The sequence below is a fragment of the Streptomyces sp. NPDC050508 genome, assembly GCF_040655155.1.
Classification (GTDB): domain Bacteria; phylum Actinomycetota; class Actinomycetes; order Streptomycetales; family Streptomycetaceae; genus Streptomyces.
In genome coordinates this window covers 41991-57053 of sequence record NZ_JBFAJJ010000015.1, presented here as the reverse complement: position 1 = coordinate 57053, position 15063 = coordinate 41991, and the positions used below count along the sequence as shown (strand labels likewise).

The window sequence follows — 15063 nt, the reverse complement described above, 5'->3', positions numbered from 1 at the left end:
ATGTAGGCGGAACGGGGCGCAAGGCGAACGGAATTGACCAACCGGGCGGCCGGGGGAGGCAACGTGGACGACTATGCGGGTCGGGTACTCGCCGACCGCTACCGCCTGCCGCTGCCGCCCTCCGACGAGTACGAACTCACCGAGACCCGCGCCTTCGACACCTACAGCGGCCAGGAAGTCCTGGTACGGCAGGTGCCGTTGCCGGAGGTGGTCGAGGCCGAGGTGCTCGGCGAGGACGGGCTGCCGGACGGGTTCACCCCGCGTGACCGCGGGCCGCGCCGGCCGACCGCGGCACGGACGGCCACCCGGCGGCCGAGCGATCCGGCGGTACGGCGGGCGGTCGAGGCCGCGCAGGCCGCGGCGCGGATTCCCGACCATCCCCGGCTCGACCAGGTCTTCGACGTGTTCGCCGAGGGCGGTTCGCTGTGGATAGTGAGCGAACTGGTGTCCGCCCAGACGTTGGCCACGCTGCTCGTCGAGAAGCCGTTGTCGCCGTACCGGGCGGCCGAGGTCGCCGCCGACGTGCTGATGGCGCTGCGGGTGCTGCACGCGCACGGCTGGGTGCACCGGAACATCACCGCGCGCACGGTACTGGTCTGCGACGACGGCCGGGTGATGCTGACCGGCCTCGCGGTGGGAGCGGCGGAGGAGGCACTGTGCGGCTACGACCCGGTGCCGGTCCAGGACGGCGAGGACGGCGGCGCCGCAGCGCGCCCCGCGGCTTCTACGGCCCCTGCGATTTCAGGTGACTCCCGCGGAGGCGGAGGCGGAGGCGGAACCGGAGCCGGTGGCGCAGGTGGCAGGGCAGGTGGTGGGGCGATCGGCTTCGGGGGCGCGGGTGGCGGACCCGGTGCCGGTGCCGCGGCCCCTGCCGTGGGCCCCGGTGGTGTGGACCCCGAGGCCGCTCGGCGGGCCGCCATCGAGGCGCGGGCCGCCGGAGGGCTGCCCGGAGTCGGCGTGGAGGGCGGTGGCGGAAGCGGGACGTCCGCCGCGTTGGCGCGCAGGGAAAGGGAAGTGGACACCGGCGGTGATGTCCGGGCCGCGCGGGCCGGGGCCATCGCCGCGTACCGGGCGGGAGCGCGAGCCGCTGCCCGGGTGCAGGAGACCCAGCAGCCGGCGCTGCCCGGTGCCCGGCCCGCCGGCGAGGGCGAGAACGGCGCCGCGCAGGCGGACGGTTCGGCCCAACTGCCGTACGGCAACGGCGTGGAGCACACGCCCGGCACCACGCCTCCGGGCCAGATAGCCGACCCCTACGGCGTCCGCAACACCGCCACCGCCTGGCACGGTGCCGCGCCGCGTCCCGGTGCACCGTCGCCGACGGACACGTTCCCCGGCGCGGACACCCCGGACTACGGCGGAGACGCCCGCCCCCACGGTGCGGACACCGCGGGCTACGGCGCGCTCCCGGCCGCCGATCTGCCCGGCGCGGCTCCCACCGGCACCCCCCGTCCCCCCGGCCTCGACGGACCCGTACCGCCCGCTCCCGGTAACTCCGCGCAGACTCCCGCCCGTTGGGACGAGTTGGCCGCCGCCGGGGCTCCCGCGCGCCGTGGCCCCGCCACCGCCTTGGCGGCCGAGCGGGCGCGGCAGGTGCGGATGACGGTGGTGGGGCCGGTCACCGAGCGGTGGTCGCCGGAGCAGGCCGTACCGGTGCACGAGAACTGGCAGTTGGCCGCGCCGATCGGGCCCGCCACCGACCTGTGGGCGCTCGGCGCGCTGCTCTTCAGGGCCGTACAGGGGCATGCGCCCTACCCGGAGGAGACGACCGCCGAGCTGGTGCAGCTCGTGTGCGCGGAGCCGCCCGCCTTCGCGGAGGAGTGCGGGCCGCTGCGGCCGGTCGTGGAGTCGCTGCTGCGGCAGGACCCCACCGAGCGGCTCGACTTCGAGGAACTGCGGGGCTGGCTGCGGTCGTTGGTGCGCTCGGCGCCCGAGCCCGAGGCCGGTACGTATGTCGTCGCCACCCCGCCGACCGATCCGCGGCGGCTGCCGATCGTGCGGCGCCGGGGCGAGTTGGTGCGCAGACGGCGGGCCGGGCTGCCCGCGACCAGCCCGCACGGGCGGCACAAGCGGGCCAAGCAGGAGGTCACCGGGTCGCCGCGGCGGCTGGGCCGGACCCTGCTGATCCTCATCTTCCTTCTGCTGGCCGGCGCGGTCGCGTACGCCATGCTGTTCATGCCCAAGTCCGGGGAGAACACCGGGTCGGGGGACAACACCGGTGCGGCGGGGGAGGTGAGTCCCGCGCCCTCGCAGTCGTCGGCCGGGGCGAGCAGCCAGCCGCAGCCCGATCAGACCTCGCCCAGCGCCCACAACACCCCCTCCAAGTCCGCCGGTTCGACGGAGACGCAGACCGACCCGAACGTCGCCGCCGGGTTCGTGCTGCGCGACGACTCCGCCGGGTTCCGGGTCGCCGTAGCCAAGGGGTGGACCCGTACGCCCAAGAACGGGAGTGGCCAAGTCGTCTACTCGCACGGCGACTTCGAGCTGATCGTCGTGCCGGGACGGGACAGCGCCTCGAAGTACGGCAGCGATCCGATGGTCTATCAGCGGGACACGGAACGCGAGTTGCAGCCGTACCGCGACTCCAGTTGGGCCACGGCGACCGGGCTGCGGACCATCACGGTGGGCGGAAAGACCATGGCCGAGGGGCAGTTCACCTGGACGGACAGCCAGGGCGGCGACCTCTTCGTGCGCAACATGGCGTTCCTCATCGACGGCCGGTACCACATCGTGCAGATACGCGGCCCGGAGGCCCAACGGGACGAGGTGACACGGCTGTACGAGCAGGCGTCGTCGACCTACCAGTACACCGGCTGACCTGCCCAGGCGGCGCGCCGGAGCCCGATGGTTCCCGTTCGGGCCCAGAAGCGACAACCGTCACAGTGCGGTCTCCGTGGTACCCCGCTGGTTCCCTGGACGAGGGCCTGTCCTTACGCTGAGCCTGTCAAGAGCATTGCGGGGAAACGTGAATCAGATGCAGGGCCTGCTCCTCGCGGGGCGCTATCGGCTGGCCGAGTCGATCGGCAGCGGCGGTATGGGCCGGGTGTGGCGTGCGCACGACGAGGTGCTGCACCGGGCCGTCGCCATCAAGGAGTTGACGGCCGCGCTCTACGTGTCCGAGAGCGACCAGCCGAGACTGCTGGCGCGCACCCGCGCCGAGGCGCGCGCCGCCGCGCGGATCAACCACTCCGCCGTCGTCACCGTGCACGACGTACTCGAACACGACGGCCGCCCGTGGATCGTCATGGAGCTGGTCGAGGGCAACTCCCTTGCCGACGAGGTCAAGGAGCAGGGCCGCATCGAACCGGCCGAGGCCGCGCGCATCGGCGTGTGGGTGGTGCGCGCACTGCGCGCCGCGCACGCCGCCGGTGTCCTGCACCGTGACGTCAAGCCCGGCAACGTGCTGCTCGGGCAGGACGGGCGGGTGCTGCTCACCGACTTCGGTATCGCGCAGATCGAGGGCGACTCGACCATCACACGCACCGGAGAGGTCGTGGGCTCCGTCGACTACCTCGCCCCCGAGCGCGTCCGCGGCGCCGACCCGGGACCGTCCTCCGACCTGTGGGCGCTGGGTGCCACGCTCTACACGGCAGTTGAGGGCCGCTCGCCGTTCCGCCGCACCTCGCCGCTGTCCACCATGCAGGCCGTCGTCGAGGAGGACGCCGGTGAACTGCGGTACGCCGGTCCGCTCGCGCCCGTCATCGCCGCGCTGCTGAACAAGGACCCCGCGCTGCGGCCCGACGCGGATCAGACCGAGCAGATGCTCGCGGAGGCGGCCGAGGGGCGGCGCCCGCGGGCGGCCCAGGAATGGCTGCCGACGCAGCAAGTGGGCTCGCGACAGGGCGGGTTCGCGGACGACTTCAGCTCGGGTTCGGGCGCGACGCCCTACCCGTCGGCGACCGGGGGCGCGACGCCGTACCCGTCGGCGACCGGGCCGACCCACCACACGCCGCTCGTCGGCGGTACAGCGATACCGTCCGCCCCGCCGAAGCGCCGCCGGTTCCGTTCGGTCGTCCTGGTGGTCGTCCTCGCCGCGCTCGTCGGCGGCGGTACGGCGCTGGGGCTGCAGAAGTGGAATCAGGACCGCGACGAGAACGGCGGCAGCCCGGCCGCGTCCGTCTCGCAGAGCCCCACGGGAACCGGCACCACGTCGCCCCCGGCGCAGAGCGCGTGGAAGGTCTACCACGACCCCTGGGGCTTCGACCTCTCCCTCCCCAAGGGCTGGACGCGGAAGGTCTACGGCGTCAGCGGCGACATCAAGCAGGTCGACTACACGCCCGACAACGGGGAGCACTTCGTCCGCATAGCCATCGACACCTCACCGGACTTCCCCACCGCGTACGCCCACCAGCTGGACCTGGAGGTGCAGCTCCAACGGCTGGTCGACTACAAGCGGGTGACCCTGGAGGCGAACACCTACCGCGACCGTCCGGGCTCCCTGTGGGACTACACCTGGACCGCGCAGGCCAAGGACACGCCCTACCCGGGGCCGCGGCGCGCCATCGAGGAGACGTACACGTCCCGTGACGGGATCGAGTACGCGATCTACATGTCCACACCGGCCGCGGACTGGGCGACGACGAGCAAACAGTTCAAGTCGGTCCTGCAGGGCTGGAGTCCGAACTCGGGCTGACGGCTTCCGGTTGCGTCATGATGGTGCGCATGGGGACCGAGGGGGACAACGTCCGGGTGATCGCCGGGCGTTACCGACTGGAGAAGCGGCTCGGGCGCGGCGGCATGGGCGTCGTGTGGCGGGCGACCGACCAACTGCTGGGGCGGCAGGTCGCCGTCAAGGAGATCGCCCAGGACGACTCGCTCTCCGAGGAGGAGGCCCGCCAGCAGCGGGACCGTACGCTGCGCGAGGCGCGGGCGGTCGCGCAGTTGCGGCATCCGCACATCATCGTCGTGCACGATGTCGTGGAGCAGGACGAACGGCCGTACATCGTCATGGAGTTGATCGACGGCGGCTCGCTCGCCGACCGGATCTCCAGCCGCGGCCCGGTCGACGCCACCGAGGCCGCCCGGATCGGTGTCGCCCTGCTCGGCGCGTTGCGCACGGCGCATGCGGCGGGCGTCCTGCACCGTGACATCAAACCGGCGAACGTGCTGCTGGAGACGGCCGCCGACGAGGCCGACCCCGACCGTGTCGTGCTGACCGACTTCGGTATCGCGCAGGTCGCGGGTGCCACGACGCTCACCGAGGACGGCGCGTTCGTCGGCTCGCCCGAGTACACCGCGCCGGAACGGATGTCGGGCGTGCGTACCGGTCCCGCGTCCGACCTGTGGTCGTTGGGCGCGCTGCTGTGCACGGTGCTGAGCGGTGAATCGCCGTTCCGCCGCGACTCGTTGGGCGGCATCCTGCACGCGGTCGTCTTCGACGAGATCAGGCCACCCGAGCAGGCCCGGCCGCTGCTTCCCGTCGTACTGGGACTGCTCGAACGCGATCCGGAACGGCGGCTGGAGGCGGCGGAGGCCGAGCGGATGCTGCGAGCGTTCCTGGACACCGGGCGTACGCCGAAGGACACGTCCGGCCGTACGGGGAGGCCGACGCCCGCGTACACGCCGACTCAACGGGACGTTCCGCGGCCGGAGTTGCCGGCCCCGATACCGCCACCCACGCCTGCTGCCACGGCCGTGCCGGCCCCTCGCCGTTCGACGCGCGGGGTGCTCGTGGCCGCGCTGCTGGTCGCGGCGATGGCGGGAGCGGGGGTGTCGGCGGCGGCGCTCCTGATGCGGGGAGACGGGGACGGGGGCGCGGGGGGCGCCTCGCCGGTGAGTTCGGCGCCGCTGACGTCCACGAGTGCCGGTACGCCGTCACGGTCACCGTCGACTTCAGCTTCACCTACGGTCTCGGCTTCGGCTTCGGCGACCGTCAACACGCCCACTGCGCCCTCCGGTTACCGCGTCGCCCACGACCCCGACGGCTTCTCGCTCGCCGTACCGGACGACTTCGTGCGCGTACCGCAGGGCGAGCGGATCTTCTACATGTCGCCGGGGGAGACGTTCCGCCTCGGCATCAAGATGTCCGACCCCGAAACGGGCGGCCCGCTCGCGGTGATGAAGAGCGCGGCGGCCAAGGGGGCGGACACGAACCCCGGTTACCACGACGGCAAGGTCACCGACACCACCCACTACGGACACCCCGCCGCACTCTGGGAGTTCAGCTGGAACGGCTTCAGCACGGCGGAGGGACCCCGGCACACCTACGACATGTGCTGGGAGCAGAACGGCCGGATGTACGACGTGTGGGTGTCGGCGCCGGTCGGGAAGGTGCGGGAGGCGAAGGAGTACTTCGACGTCGCGCTGGACACGTTCGTACCGGCGTAAAAGGGTGTGTGTGACTGTGCGCCGCCGACACCGCGAGCGTCACCGGCAAGGACACCTGGACGCCCACCGGCGAACTCCAGGTCGGCCGGAGCGTCACGGCGAACGCCGGTACGGACTACCTGGCCGGTGGGATCGACGAGATCCACACCTACGCCGGAGTCCTGGACCAGTCGAGGCTCGCGATGCTGAGCGGGGGCGGCACGGACGTCTGACCGGGTTCCGGAAGCAGGGGAGGTGGCGGTGAGCTCGCAGGAAACAGCGACGTCGCAGGCGGACTTGGCGCTCCTGAGCGTGCGCGCGCTCAGTGACCGTGGTCTGCCGCAGGACGTGATTGGCGTGCGCGCGGCCTGCCGCCACCACTCCGTGATCGAGCTGGAGCAGTTGGCACTCGGGGACGCCGGGACGGACTTCGACCTCTTCGATCTGCGCGACCGGCTGGAGAACGTCGTCTGGGTGAGCGACGAGGAGTTCGCGGCCCACGGACTCGACGTCGAGGAGATCAGGGAGTTGAGGCAGTGGGCCTTGGACTGGGAGTCCGACCTGGGGCTGAGGCTCGCCGAGGAGTACGACGACGATCCGGAGCCCTAGGGCGACTGGTTGGTGCTCGGGAAGCAGGACGCGCGTCGACAAGGCCGTACCCCGCACGGTACTGATGGGGCATGAGTGAAGTCGGCGAACGGGTGCGCGACGGACGTCTGGTCGGCGGTCGCTACCGGCTGCTCGAACGGATCGGCTCCGGCGGCATGGGCACCGTATGGCGGGCCTTCGACGAACTCGTGGACCGCGAAGTCGCCGTAAAACAACCGCGGTTGCCCGGCGACCCGGAGGACGAGCAGTTCCAGCGCGCCGCCCACCGGCTCTACCGCGAGGCCCGTGCCGCCGCCCGGGTCGACCACCCCTCCGCCGTGGCCATCCACGATGTCGTCATCGAGGGTGAACTCCCGTGGATTGTCATGGAGTTGGTGCGCGGAGAGTCCCTGCACGAACTGCTCGGACGCGGCCCCCTCGCCCCCGCCGACGCCGCACGCATCGGCCTCGCCGTCCTCGGCGCCCTGCGCGCCGCCCACGCCGTGGGGATCGTGCACCGGGACGTGAAGCCCGCCAACGTCCTGCTCGGCCCGCACGCTCGTGTCGTCCTCACGGACTTCGGCATCGCGCACATCCAGGGCGAGGAATCCCTCACCGTCAGCGGGGAGTTCGTCGGCTCGCTCGAATTCATCGCCCCCGAGCGCATGTCGGGCACCGGCGCCGGACCCGCCTCCGACCTGTGGTCCCTGGGCGTCCTCCTGTACGCGGCCGTCGAAGGCACGTCCCCCTTCCGTCGTACGACCATGGAGTCCACGCTCGGCGCGATCCTGTCCGGCGAACTGCCCGAGCCGACCCGGGCGGGACCCCTCGGGCCGCTGGTCGTACGGATGTTGGCGCGGGACCCGGAGGAACGGCCGGGGGTGGCGGAGGTCGGCGCGGCACTGGAGGCGGTGGCCGAGGGCAGGGCCTTACCGGAACCGGCGGTCACCGTCCAGGACGCGGTGGCCGACGTGGAGCCCGGAGGAGCCGCCACCGTCAACGAGGCCGTACCGCAAGCCGAGTTGGAACCTGGTCCCGCCCCCACGCCCGGGCCCGGGTCCCGCCGCCCCCGCCGCGCCCTTCTCATCAGCCTCGGGGTACTCCTCCTGGCGGGTCTGGTCTTCGGCACCGTCCTGGGGAGCGTCCTCGGCAAGGACTCCTGGACGGCTCGCCAACGGGAGGGTATGAAAGCGGTCCTCTTCCTCCCGCCCCAGTACCAGCTTCTGCAGACGGATGCGGAGGCCGGCAGCCGTACCGTCATCTACGGCACCGGCGCCCTCCGCGTCCGCCTCACCGAATGGGACGAAGCCGCCGGCTCGCCCCTCGCCGAAGCGCACGCCCTGGGCCAGGGCATGGCGAACCCGCGGTACATCCGCACCAGCTTCCGCGGGAACAAGGACGCGATCCTGGCCGACGCCACCTACGGACAGTCCGGCGTCCGCACCCGCATCATGGCCCTGATCTTCCGGACCGCGGACCACCGTATGTACCAGCTCCGCGTGGACATGCCCAAGGGCACACCGGCGGAGAAGAAGGGCACCGCACTCTTCAAGGGCGCCCGCGCCCGCCTCGCGCTCGTGGAAAACTGAACCAGCACTGATCATCGCCGCACAACACCCTGATCAGCGCATTCGTTGCCAGTGATCACTGGCGTCGTGTGTGTACTCGGTGAATCCCGATTACCGACGGGTACCCAAACCCTCCGCTCCGGCATACCCTGCCGCACATGACGGACTCGCAGGCCCCGGAAAAGACCGGTACGGAAACGACGACCGGCACGAACCCCCTCGCGCCGGCCCCCACAGGCGCCCGTACCGCCGCCGATGTGGTCACCCCGGAGCTGGTCGCCCAGCTCACGAAGGGTGTGGTCGGCTCCGGCCGGACCGCCAACCACACGCCGTTCACCGGTGAGAAGCTCGCCGACCTGCCCGAGTCCACCCCCGAGGACGTGGCGAAGGCCTTCGACGCCGCCCGCGCCGCGCAGGCCCTCTGGGCGCAGACACCGGTACGGCAGCGCGCGGCCGTCCTGCTCCGTTTCCACGACCTGGTCCTCGCCCGCCAGGCCGAGGTCCTCGACCTGATCCAGCTGGAGACCGGCAAGGCGCGGCTGCACGCGCACGAGGAGGTGCAGGCCGTCGTCGTCGCGGCCCGCCACTACGGCCGCAAGGCCCCCGCCTACCTCAAGCCGAAGCGGCACACCGGCGCCGTCCCGACCCTCACCAAGGTCACCGAACTCCGCCACGCGCGCGGGGTGGTCGGCCAGATCGCCCCCTGGAACTACCCGCTCGAACTCTCCGTCGGCGACGCGCTCCCGGCGTTCGTGGCGGGCAACGCGGTCGTCATGAAGCCGGACACGGAGACCTGCCTGACCGCGCTCTGGGCCCGCGACCTCCTCATCGAGGCCGGCCTGCCCGCCGACGTCTTCCAGGTCGTCCTCGGCGAGGGCCCCGTCGTCGGCCCCGAGGTCGTCAAGCACGCCGACTACGTCTCCTTCACCGGCTCGACCCGCACGGGCCGCGAGGTCGCCCAAGGCGCGGCGGCCCGCCTGATCGGTGTCTCCCTCGAACTCGGCGGCAAGAACGCCATGGTGGTCCTGGAGGACGCCGACATCGAGAAGGCGGCGGCGGGCGCGGTCCGCGCCTGCTTCTCCTCCGCCGGCCAACTCTGCATCTCCATCGAGCGGTTGTACGTCCACGAGTCGATCGCGGACGCCTTCCTGGACCGCTTCGCCGCCCGCACCAAGGCGATGCGCCTCGGCACGTCCCTCGCGTACGGCGCGGACATGGGATCGCTGGTGGGGGAGCGCCAGTTGGAGACGGTGACGCGACACGTGGAGGAGGCCGTCGCGAAGGGCGCGAAGCTCGTCGCGGGCGGAGTCGCCCGCCCCGACATCGGCCCGTACTTCTTCGAGCCGACCATCCTCGACGGCGTAGAGGCCCCCATGTCCGTCTGTGCCGAGGAGACCTTCGGCCCGGTCGTCTCCATCTACCGCTTCAAGACGGAGGACGAGGCGGTGGAGGAGGTCAACTCCACGTCGTACGGCCTGAATTCGTCGGTCTGGACGAAGGACGGCCGCCGCGGCCGGGCAGTCGCCGCCCGCCTCCGCACCGGCACGGTCAACGTCAACGAGGGCTACGCCCCCGCCTACGGCAGCGTCCAGTCCCCCATGGGCGGCATGAAGGACTCCGGCCTCGGCCGCCGCCACGGCTCCGAGGGCATCCTCAAGTACACGGAGGCCCAAACGGTCGCGCAGCAGCGGTTGTTGCCGATGGCGCCTTCGCTGGGGATGGACGACGAGGGCTACGCGAAGTTCATGAGCACCAGCCTCCGGGTGATGAAGGCATTCCGGCTGCGCTGAATTACCCAGGGGTGCGACCAGCCACACACGATCCGCAGCGAATCTCAATGAGGAGAACACGTTGTCGCAAGATGCCTACGACTATGACGTCCTCGTCGTCGGCTCAGGCTTCGGTGGTTCAGTAACCGCCCTCCGCCTGACCGAAAAGGGCTACCGCGTCGGCGTGTTGGAAGCAGGCCGCCGCTTCACCCCGTCGACGCTTCCCAAGAACTCCTGGGACCTCAAGAACTACCTCTGGGCCCCCAAGCTCAAGATGTACGGCATCCAGCGAATCCACCTGCTCGGCAACGTCATGGTCCTCGCCGGCGCAGGCGTGGGCGGCGGCTCCCTCAACTACGCCAACACCCTCTACGTCCCGCCGAAGCCGTTCTTCGAAGACCCCCAGTGGCGCGAAATCACCGACTGGGAGGAGGAGTTGAGCCCGTACTACGACCAGGCCCGCCGCATGCTCGGCGTACGCCTCAACCCGACGATGACCCCGTCCGACGTCCACCTGAAGGCGGCGGCCCAGCGGATGGGCGTGGGCGACACCTTCCACATGGCCCCCGTCGGCGTCTTCTTCGGCGACGGCCAGGACGCCGAGGGAACCGTGAAGGCGCGCCCCGGCGAGCAGGCCGCCGACCCGTACTTCGGCGGCGCCGGCCCGGACCGCAAGGCCTGTACCGAGTGCGGCGAGTGCATGACGGGCTGCCGGCACGGCGCCAAGAACACCCTCAACGAGAACTACCTCTACCTCGCCGAGAAGGCGGGCGCGACGGTCCACCCGATGACGACGGTCGTGTCGGTCACCGACGACTCGCAGGGCGGCTACGCGATTGCCACCCTGCCGACCGACGAGCGCCGCACGTCCGAGGGCCGCACCTTCAAGGCCCGCCAAGTCGTCCTCGCCGCCGGCACCTACGGCACCCAGACCCTGCTGCACCGCATGAAGGCGGGCGGCCAACTGCCGTACCTCTCCGAGAAGTTGGGCGAGCTGACCCGCACCAACTCCGAGGCGCTGGTCGGCGCGCAGACGAACAACCGCCGCTACCGCAAGGCGACCGGCACCCGGCAGGTCGACTTCACGCGCGGAGTCGCCATCACGTCCTCGATCCACCCCGACGAGAACACCCACATCGAACCGGTCCGCTACGGCAAGGGATCCAACTCGATGGGCGGCCTCTCCATCCTCCAAGTCCCGTACGCGGAGGGCTCGTCGAGGGCGCTGGCCTGGCTGGCGAACGCGGCCAGGCACCCCCTCCTGGTCCTGCGTTCGCTCTCCAACCGTCGCTGGTCGGAGCGGACCATCATCGGCCTGGTGATGCAGTCGCTGGACAACTCCCTGACGACGTACCTGAAACCGGACGGCGTGGGGAAAGGGCTGCTGACTGCCCGTCAGGGACACGGCGCCCCCAACCCCAAGCAGATCAGGGCGGCTTCGGAGGGCGCGGCGGCCATCGCCGCCGAGATCAACGGCTTCGCGGGCTCGAACGTCGGCGAGTTGATGGGCACCCCGCTCACCGCCCACTTCCTCGGCGGCTGCCCCATCGGCGCCTCCCGCGAGACGGGCGTGATCGACCCGTACCACCGCCTCTACGGCCACGACGGCATCTCCGTCGTCGACGGCTCGGCGGTCTCGGCGAACCTCGGCGTCAACCCGTCCCTCACCATCACCGCGCAGGCCGAGCGCGCGATGTCGTACTGGCCCAACAAGGGCGAGCCGGACCCGCGTCCGCGCCAGGGGGCGTCGTACGAACGCCTGCAGCCGGTGGAGCCGCATCGACCGGCGGTCCCCGAGGACGCGTTCGGCGCGCTGAGGCTGCCGTTCCTGGGGATACCTACGGTGCCGCCGAAGTCGTAGGCGACAAGCGGTACTTGCCGTACATGCCGTACAACCAAGAAGGACCTGCGCCCCCCTCCGAGCGCAGGTCCTTCTTCGTCGAGCGAGCTACGTGTTACGCGCTCTCTCCGGTCTTGCGCCGGCGCACCATGACCACCGCGGCGGCACCCGCGACGACCGCGGCCCCGCCGACGAGGCCGATCACCGGCAGGGCGGAGCTGGAGCCGGTCGAGGCGAGGCTGCCGGTGGCCTCGTTGACCGAGCCCTGCGGCTTCAGGTCCTCGTCGGTCCCAGTGGGCTTCTTGCCGTTCGGCTTGGCGTCGCCGACGTCGCCCGGGTCGCTGCTGCCGGCGGCGAGGACGGAGAACTCGTAGAAGTCGCCGTTGCCGTAGCAGGAGTCACCGTCGCCCGCGTAGATCGCCTGGCTCAGCGCGAACGACGAGCCCGCGGGGGCCGTGCGCTTGATCTTCACGCGGAGGTCGAGCGTGGTCGACGACTTCTTCTCCAGAGTGGGAAGAACCGCGACGATGCTCCCGGACAGCGTGGTCTTGTCGCTGCCGGACCCGACCGTCTGCTGGTAGGAGTCGGTCCACTTGCCGTCCTGCTTCAGCTGGATCTCGGCAAGGTCCAGCATCAGCGAGGAGTCCGCGTTCACGTCGTCGCTGTACTCGGTGAGCGCGTTGATCCAGACGTTGCTGAGGTCCTTGTCCGAGCCGTTCTTCACCGCGAACTTGAAGGTGTGCCAGCCGGAACCGGCGACGATCTTGTTCGGCAGCCCGGTGATCGACGCGGTGAGCTTCTCGTCCAGGTCGAAGGTCTTGCAGTCCGCGTACGGGTCGAAGTCGCCCGCGGGCTTGGTCGGCGACGCGGAGACGGTGGGCGACGAGGAGGCGCTGGGCGACGAGGACCCGGTCGGGGTGCCCGTCGCGGCCGGGGAACTGTCGTCCGCGGCCGGAGTGCTTTCGTCCGCCGCAGGGGTGCTGTCGTCCGCGGCCGGAGTGCTGTCCTCGGCCGCCGGGGTGCTGTCGTCCGCGGCGGGGGTACTGTCCTCGGCCGCCGGGCTGCTGGACGACGTGTCGGGAGACCCGTCGTCCGCGAACGCGGCCGGTGCGGACAGCAGAGCGAGCGGAGCGATGACGGCCGTCGCGGCGGCCGCGGCCATGGCACGGCGAAGCTTCATGAAGTCCTCAAGAAGTCCGGTGTGCTGCGGCAGCGCAAGCACACTGGGCGGAGGGCTCCGCGTGTGGGGCGCGGGTGTGGCCCTTGGTTATGCAGGTGAGACCCGGGAAACCTGTGAACGGTTGTGCCCATCCTCACCAGATTCTTATGTGGGCTGTGTCACACCTGGGTTCTTCTTGTGAACACGCTTTCGTGCGCCTACAACTACCTGGTGTCAGATAAACCGTCCGAGGAGCCGTCCTCGACTCCGGAGATCCCCGATGACGTCTGGGAGAAGTTCGCCCAGGACACGGAACGGGACATCCGGGCCTCCGCCGCGAAAGAACCGTCCGCCCGCGCCCGCATGGTGAGCGAACGGCTGAAAGCGGGCGAACAGCCCGCGGGCTGGCGTGCCGCACCCACCACGAAGGCGCCCAGGCGCCGACGCCTGTTGCCGGTCCTGGGTCTGCTGCTCGCCGCCGCCGTCGCCGTGGTCGCGATGAAACCGTCGCTGCTGCCCGGCGACCCCTTCGGCGGCAAGGCGGAAGGGAACCCCGCGGCGGCCTCCACGCTCCCCCCGGAGACCGCCGCCCCCACCGCCCCGCCCTCCGTCGCGGATCCCGAAGTCCCCACCCTGGACCGGCCGTTCGCCGGCTCCCCGGCCCTGAACTGGGCGGACGGCGCGGCCGGCATCGTCCTGCCGAAGGCGACGGCCGTGGGAAAGTTCTCGAAGGACCAGGTCGAACTGGCCCTCCAGCAGACGAAGATCCTGCTCGTCGGCGCCAACCTCGACCCGAAGACGATCCGCGGCGACCGCCCGGCCGCCGCCCTCGCCGTCCTCGACCCGAAACAGACCAAGACCTTCGACCGGCTGAACGCGTCCCTGACCACCCCGTCCAAGGCACAGGACCCCACGCTGCTCTTCAGCCGCTTCGACCCCAAGGACGTACGACTGGTCGGCGACGTCGTGAAGACGCGCGGACGGATCACCTTCGGGGCGAGCGACGACGGGGGCGTCACCGTGCACGCCGACTACACCTTCGTCTACCCGCTGGTCCGCACCGACGGCTCCACCACGGTCGCCCGCACCATCGTCCGTCGCGTGATCGACCTGGACGTCCTCGACCCCACCCGCTACCAGGCCACTCCCGGCCTGCTGACACTCGGGCAGAACAACGCGGACTTCGGCAACTCGGCCTGCGGGGTCTACGACGGCTACCTGCACCCGGAGTTCGGCTCCGCGTCCCCGACGGGCGCCGCGCCCACCGGCCCGACGGAGGACCCGTACGACCGGAGCCGCGACCTCGGCAAGGGCAAGGGCACCTGCGGCACGGCCACCCGGACCTGACGGGCAAGCGAAGGGCCCCGCGGGACGGAGCCGCGGGGCCCTTCTCCGTCAGCACCGACGTCAGGGCGGCGCCGGTGCCTGGGAGCGGCGCCGGGGGGTTGCGCCGCTTGTCTCAAGTGCCCTGGGTCGGCGCCCCGGTGCACACGGGGCGCACGCTTGGTCTCGACCTTTGGCGATGGGACGGTGCACTGCAATGCGGTTGTCCGCGTTGGGACTTGGGGGCTCGGGAGGCTCGGGAGCCTTCTACGCATCGTGCTGGATGGACGCGGCGTCCGCAACCGTTCGATCCGGCTTTGTGCATTTTTGCAGTTTCCGCCGGGCGGCCCCGGGCGTCCCCGGAGCCGACCGTTCTCTTGGGTGACCGGGCTGCTGTCCCCTGCCGTCCGGTCACGACCCTGGAGCGAGGTCCCACGACGCACGGCACGTTCCGTACGTCTCATCGCCCCAGCCGAGCCACGCGTGGTTCTTTCGGGCCCGCCCCTGGCTGGC

The 15063-nt window shown here is 71.2% G+C and carries 9 protein-coding genes; 8 read left to right on the top strand and 1 reads right to left on the bottom strand.

Annotated elements, in window-relative coordinates:
• Positions 1-33: 33 nt before the first annotated feature.
• The 7 genes from AB0I69_RS35075 (at position 34) to AB0I69_RS35045 (ending at position 12089) form a co-directional block, all read left to right on the top strand.
• Positions 34-2814 carry a protein kinase gene (locus AB0I69_RS35075; RefSeq protein WP_363099769.1) on the top strand — a complete coding sequence of 927 codons (2781 nt, stop codon included), beginning with the start codon at positions 34-36 and terminating at the stop codon, positions 2812-2814.
• A 157-nt stretch (positions 2815-2971) separates the two neighbouring features.
• Positions 2972-4630 carry a serine/threonine-protein kinase gene (locus AB0I69_RS35070; protein ID WP_363099924.1) on the top strand — a complete coding sequence of 553 codons (1659 nt, stop codon included), beginning with the start codon at positions 2972-2974 and terminating at the stop codon, positions 4628-4630.
• A 29-nt stretch (positions 4631-4659) separates the two neighbouring features.
• The gene (locus tag AB0I69_RS35065) at positions 4660-6324 is read left to right on the top strand and encodes a serine/threonine-protein kinase (protein WP_363099768.1); all 1665 of its coding nucleotides are present in this window, start codon (positions 4660-4662) and stop codon (positions 6322-6324) included.
• Between the two features lie 240 nt (positions 6325-6564).
• Complete coding sequence (locus AB0I69_RS35060) at positions 6565-6912, top strand: hypothetical protein (protein WP_363099767.1); 348 nt, start codon at positions 6565-6567, stop codon at positions 6910-6912.
• A gap of 71 nt (positions 6913-6983) precedes the next feature.
• Positions 6984-8480, top strand: coding sequence for a serine/threonine-protein kinase (locus tag AB0I69_RS35055; protein ID WP_363099766.1), 1497 nt, complete (start codon positions 6984-6986; stop codon positions 8478-8480).
• 137 nt (positions 8481-8617) lie between these two features.
• Complete coding sequence (locus tag AB0I69_RS35050; protein WP_363099765.1) at positions 8618-10249, top strand: succinic semialdehyde dehydrogenase; 1632 nt, start codon at positions 8618-8620, stop codon at positions 10247-10249.
• Between the two features lie 61 nt (positions 10250-10310).
• Positions 10311-12089 carry a GMC family oxidoreductase gene (locus tag AB0I69_RS35045; RefSeq protein ID WP_363099764.1) on the top strand — a complete coding sequence of 593 codons (1779 nt, stop codon included), beginning with the start codon at positions 10311-10313 and terminating at the stop codon, positions 12087-12089.
• A 94-nt stretch (positions 12090-12183) separates the two neighbouring features.
• Here AB0I69_RS35045 and AB0I69_RS35040 read toward each other — a convergent pair whose 3' ends face one another.
• Positions 12184-13248, bottom strand: coding sequence for a hypothetical protein (locus AB0I69_RS35040; RefSeq protein WP_363099763.1), 1065 nt, complete (start codon positions 13246-13248; stop codon positions 12184-12186).
• Positions 13249-13458: 210 nt separating this feature from the next.
• Here AB0I69_RS35040 and AB0I69_RS35035 point away from each other — a divergent pair, with 210 nt between their 5' ends.
• Positions 13459-14574, top strand: coding sequence for a hypothetical protein (locus tag AB0I69_RS35035; RefSeq protein WP_363099762.1), 1116 nt, complete (start codon positions 13459-13461; stop codon positions 14572-14574).
• The last annotated feature ends 489 nt before the right edge of the window (positions 14575-15063 follow it).